Here is a 5202-nt window from a genome sequence, read left to right as displayed (position 1 = left end):
TAAGTCCCATGATTGCTTTAATTAAAGTCGATTTACCAGCACCATTTGGTCCGATAATACCAACAAGTGCCCCTTTTTTAATTTGGAAAGATACATTTCTTAATGCAGGTTCACCAAGATAAGATACGTTCAAATTTCCAACCGATAATGCGTGTGACATGAAAATCATCCTTTCTTGTATATATTTCAATTAAAATTAAAATAACTATGCTGAAAACGACCTTTTCTAAAGGGTAATTTTTTTTCCTTAATGCAACTTTTTCTGTAAAAAAAAAGTAGTGCAACAACCGGAATTTATTCTTGAGTCACTAAAAAATGGATAAGGATGTAAAAAAAAGGTCTTCAATTGTTTGACAGCTATGATGATTGCGGTTGAGAACATATTATGTTTAGATCAAAAAAAGTTTCCTTGATGCAAATACTACTTCTGTACTTATAGGATGTCAAGAGTTATTTGTAAACTAGATGAGTAAACGCTACTCTTATTGCATATTTTTAATGTCTTGCAGGATTCATTATTGGTCTTGCTATTCGAGTTTTTACAGAAAAGGTACTCAAAAAGAAAAACAGACTATTAAAAGGTAAACAATCAGAAGTTATTTTAATAATAGATTGTGAGGAAACACAAGCAGAATTAGTAGAGAATATTTTGTGGAGTCATTATGCTTTAGGTGTTACAAAAGTTAAGTGAATTTTATAATTTAAGATTTTTTTCTTTTCTAACAAGTGGACTTTAATAACATATTATCTCAATTATAGGACGAAAAAGTTAAATATGACTGTCTACAAAAGGTCGCAGAAATGATATTACGCAAACGGGAGCTATTGCAGAAGATTCTTACTCATTTCTCGAGAAACCCTATGTTAAATCTTTTAAAACCATACGAAGAATTCGTATGGTTTTTGTATAGCAATCAAATTCGTCTAGGACCAGCTTCTTAAGACAATTAACCCCGAAATTAATGCGTCATTTACCACTGAAATTCACAAGTACTTTGGATGCTTGTTATCAAAAACAAATGTTATTGATAATAATGTAGATTTTATAATTGAAAAAGGATCATTCTTTAAACAGGACATTTAATGGAATAACCTATAGGGTCTAAAGGTCTAATCTAAAAAGAATGCTTTAACAACAAATCCTCACAAACTCTACATAAAATTCGTTTATAATTCCCATAGAAATATTTTTGGATAATGTTGGTGAAGAAAGTTCAGAAAGGTGTGTCAAGCAGTGAAAAATCGCAAGAAACGATTAATAATGCGTGTTTCAATATTGGGCATATTCGTCCTTCTAATCGGGTTTGTTTTATACCAAAATTTCACTAAGGATTCGGGTCTTGTTAAAGCAGGGGACATGGCACCTGACTTCAAATTGGAAACACTCTCTGGTGAAACCGTTCAATTGAGCGATTACCGAGGACAAGGGGTATTCTTGAATGTATGGGCAACGTACTGTAAACCTTGTGAAGAGGAAATGCCTTATATCGAAAATCAGTATCAAATCTTCAAAGACAAGGGTGTTCAGGTTTTGTCTGTCGATGTAGGGGAGACTACTGTTGCGGTACAAGCTTTCGTTGATCGTAAAGGGATGACGTTCCCAGTTTTAATGGACAGGGGTGAAAATCTACTAAATGCTTATGGAATTGGTCCGATTCCGGTGACCTTCTTAATTGATGAAAACGGTCAAGTTGTGGATCGTATTACGGCTGGAATGACGGAAAAGGAAATCTCCGGCTATATGAAGAGAATCCAACCTGATGATTGGAGGAATCCAAATGGCTGATATCAATATACTGTTGGCGTTCGGCGCCGGGTTTTTATCATTTATATCCCCTTGTTGCTTACCATTGTATCCAGCATTTCTATCTTACATAACAGGGATGTCGATTGATGAATTGAAAACTAAAAATTTGTTGTCTCAAAAACAACCTCTTCTACATACGTTATTTTTCCTCTTTGGATTTTCAATTATCTTTATCGCCATAGGTTTTTCTACTTCGTGGATTGGGGGATGGTTTATTCGTTACGATGACTTAATCCGACAACTGGGTGCCATTTTAATTATCTTTTTGGGTCTTGTCACCGTTGGAATCTTTAAGCCTGGACTCTTAATGAAAGATTATAAGGTTTCTTTTAAGAATCGCCCTCAAGGTTATATTGGATCGAGTGCCGTGGGAATGGCTTTTGCCGCGGGGTGGACGCCATGTACGGGTCCCATCCTTGCCGCGGTTATTGCTATGGGTGTGTCATCTCCAGATCAAGCAGTGATCTATATGATCAGTTATGTATTAGGATTTTCTATTCCTTTTATAATCATGGCACTGTTTATTGGACGTTTAAAATGGATTAAAAGGCATAATAGGAAGGTTGTGAAATTCGGAGGCTATGCCATGATTTTTATGGGTGTCTTTTTATTTTTTGGGTGGATGACGCAATTGACTTCCTTTATAACAAACCAATTTTTCGGGGGATGGACGGGGTTTTAAATGGAGGAAGGAGTCTAGTCTATAAATGAAATTGCAGTAAGAATAGATTCTGTTTTTATCCACTCGTTGAATTACACGATCTTTTAGATAAATTAACATAAAAAAAGAATCGTCTTGTTTTAGAACGGGGCGATTCTTTTTGAAAATATTCAATTCAATCAAGAATGAGCAGTGGAAACCGATTTCCAAGATTGTCTTTTTTTAGATTTATCGACCGTAATAGAAAGCTGTAGATTAATCTTTTGACTCGTTATCTAGATGATCAGTAGAATGACCTTCAAAAATGATTTGACTCTCATCTTTATATTTGTTTTTAATCGTTCCATCCAACTCAACAAATATCTTGTCTAAGTAATTGACTTGTTCGGTTCATTACTTGACTGAATTCCTTGTGAAGGGTGAAGTTAAGTGCTGATGTCTGCAAATAAGCATGTACCAAGAAAGATAGTTTTATACAACTAAAGCTAGATTGATAGGGGGGACATTTGAACTTAATTATGAGTACTAGGAGTTCGTATTGAAATAAAGGCGTGTATTATTTGCATGGCTGTATTCAGCGAAGGGATTTTCAAATTGCTTTGATGAACCAAACTACATAATTTCCTCAAACTTTTTGTGTAAGCTAGTAAACGTTTTACATTAAATTAACTAACTAGGAGTGAACAAAGAAAATAATGAAGAAGTCAATATTATCTTTAATAACAGGTTTAATCTTATTTTTTATCCCATTTAACGTACTTGCTCATGGCACAGAGGAGCATGCTGGTGAAGAAATTACAAATTATTGGAATTATGGTATAGTAGCATCGCTGTTGATAGTCGTAATTTTTCTAGTTCTATTTGTTTTAGTTAAATCAAAAATGAAAAGGTTAAATCTAAAAACAAAAGACAATCGAGAGAAACGTAATTCCCTATCTAAGCAAAGCACCATTTATAAATGGGTCCTTATTGTTTCTTTATTATCGGTGATTCCTCTTGCGATTTTTGCAAACGTAAATAAAGAAGAGAAAATAACATTTAAGCATATTCATGGTTTAGGCTATACAAGTGATGGAGAAGAATTATATGTCCCAGCACATGATGGGCTAAGAGTATACAAGGACGGTTCTTGGACTAATCCGAAAGAAGGAGACAATCACGACTACATGGGTTTTTCTATGTTTAGTGATGGATTTTTTAGCAGTGGGCACCCTGCACCTGGTTCGGACTTAGCCAATCCTCTGGGTATAATCAAAAGTACAGATAAAGGAAAAACAATTGAACAATTGGGTTTATACGGAGAAATTGATTTTCATGGAATGACTGTCGGATATGATACAAGAGAAATCTATGTATTTAACCCTTCTGAAAACTCACAAATGGATCAAATGGGCTTTTATTATTCCGTGGATGAAGCAAAGACATGGACCCAAAGTGAACTTAAGGGGCTTCAAGGGAAGGCTATTGGATTGGCAGCACATCCAACAAAACAAGGAATCGTAACTATAGGCACAAACCAAGGCATTTTCTTATCAGATAACTATGGAAATAGTTTCGAAAAACTACCTGTTTCAGGGGCTGTGTCAGCCGTTTCATTTGACCACCAGAACAACTTGTTGATAGCCACTGAGTCGAATGTTGCAAAGCTTTTACAATTTAACCTATCCACGAATGAAATTAACGAACTGTCTATTCCTGATTTGAAAGATGATGTAATAACTTATGTGAAACAAAACCCTGCCCATAACAATGAATTAGTTTTTGCCACTAAAAAGAGAGATATCTATTTTTCACATGATGAAGGGGAAACGTGGGAGCAGAGTGTGGATGAAGGAATAGCAATCACTCATTAATGGTTTTCGTTGAAATGTGAAGACATGGTATTACTATTACAATTAAGTGGAAAATAAAGATATAAGTTTTCAATCCTCACAGATAACACAATCTATAAATTACTATTAAATAAAAATGAGGGGTTTAGATGGATAACAAAATCCTTGTTGTTGATGATGAGTGGAACATGAGAAATTTAGTTAAGATCTATCTATCTAAAGAGAAATTTCAGATTGATGAAGCCAGGGATGGGAATGAAGCCATAAAGATGGCTAAGCAGACACCATACGATTTAATAATTCTGGATATCATGCTCCCAGATATTGATGGGTGGGAAGTTTGTTCAACCATACGCAAGATTAAACAAGTCCCTATTCTCATGTTAACGGCACGAAATGACGTTAAGGATCGAGTCCATGGTTTGAATCTTGGTGCGGATGATTATCTAATTAAACCATTTGCTTCTGAAGAATTAGTTGCCAGAGTCAACGCCTTGCTTCGCCGCCAGATGATAAATGAGGAGTCTAATGATCGTTTATTACACTTTGAAAACTTATCAATCAATGGAGAAAGTAGAGAGGTTCAGGTTTTTCAAACCCTAATTGAGTTGACTCCTAAAGAATTTGATATTCTTTACTTAATCGCCGGTCAATCAAAGCGAGTGTTTACTCGAGAAGTTCTACTAGATAGAGTTTGGTCACCAAGTGAATTTCGTGATTTAAGAGCTATCGATACACATGTAAAAAATATAAGGGAAAAGCTCCGAAAAATGGGACTTTCTTATAACCCTATAAAGACGGTTTGGGGTGTGGGTTACAGATTTAATACACCAGAGGGTCAGACATAAGATGAATAACGTTGTTCTAAAACTTGGTGGGACCATCATGGCGTTGTTTTTAAT

At 35.1% G+C, this 5202-nt stretch carries 5 protein-coding genes; 4 read left to right on the top strand and 1 reads right to left on the bottom strand.

The features are described from left to right. On the bottom strand, positions 1-160 hold a 160-nt coding region (locus ACFQIC_RS00205), incomplete at its 3' end, for an ATP-binding cassette domain-containing protein (RefSeq protein ID WP_390216884.1). A gap of 1074 nt (positions 161-1234) precedes the next feature. Between ACFQIC_RS00205 and resA the strand changes: the two genes are divergently transcribed. The 4 genes from resA (at position 1235) to ACFQIC_RS00185 (ending at position 5148) form a co-directional block, all read left to right on the top strand. Continuing rightward, positions 1235-1786, top strand: a complete 552-nt coding sequence (gene resA / locus ACFQIC_RS00200) for a thiol-disulfide oxidoreductase ResA (RefSeq protein WP_204707636.1) — start codon at positions 1235-1237, stop codon at positions 1784-1786. Continuing rightward, the gene (locus tag ACFQIC_RS00195; protein ID WP_204707634.1) at positions 1779-2489 is read left to right on the top strand and encodes a cytochrome c biogenesis CcdA family protein; all 711 of its coding nucleotides are present in this window, start codon (positions 1779-1781) and stop codon (positions 2487-2489) included. Before resA ends, ACFQIC_RS00195 begins: the two co-directional genes overlap by 8 nt. Positions 2490-3163: 674 nt before the next feature. Next, a complete protein-coding gene (locus tag ACFQIC_RS00190) occupies positions 3164-4321 on the top strand; it encodes a F510_1955 family glycosylhydrolase (protein WP_204707632.1) in 1158 nt (385 codons plus the stop codon). A gap of 128 nt (positions 4322-4449) precedes the next feature. After that, positions 4450-5148, top strand: a complete 699-nt coding sequence (locus ACFQIC_RS00185; RefSeq protein WP_390216883.1) for a response regulator transcription factor — start codon at positions 4450-4452, stop codon at positions 5146-5148. The last annotated feature ends 54 nt before the right edge of the window (positions 5149-5202 follow it).

The organism is Halobacillus seohaensis (assembly GCF_042663045.1).
Taxonomy (GTDB): domain Bacteria; phylum Bacillota; class Bacilli; order Bacillales; family Halobacillaceae; genus Halobacillus_A; species Halobacillus_A seohaensis.
The sequence above is the reverse complement of the archived record's forward strand: the minus strand, read 5'-3'. Positions and strand labels throughout refer to the sequence as shown.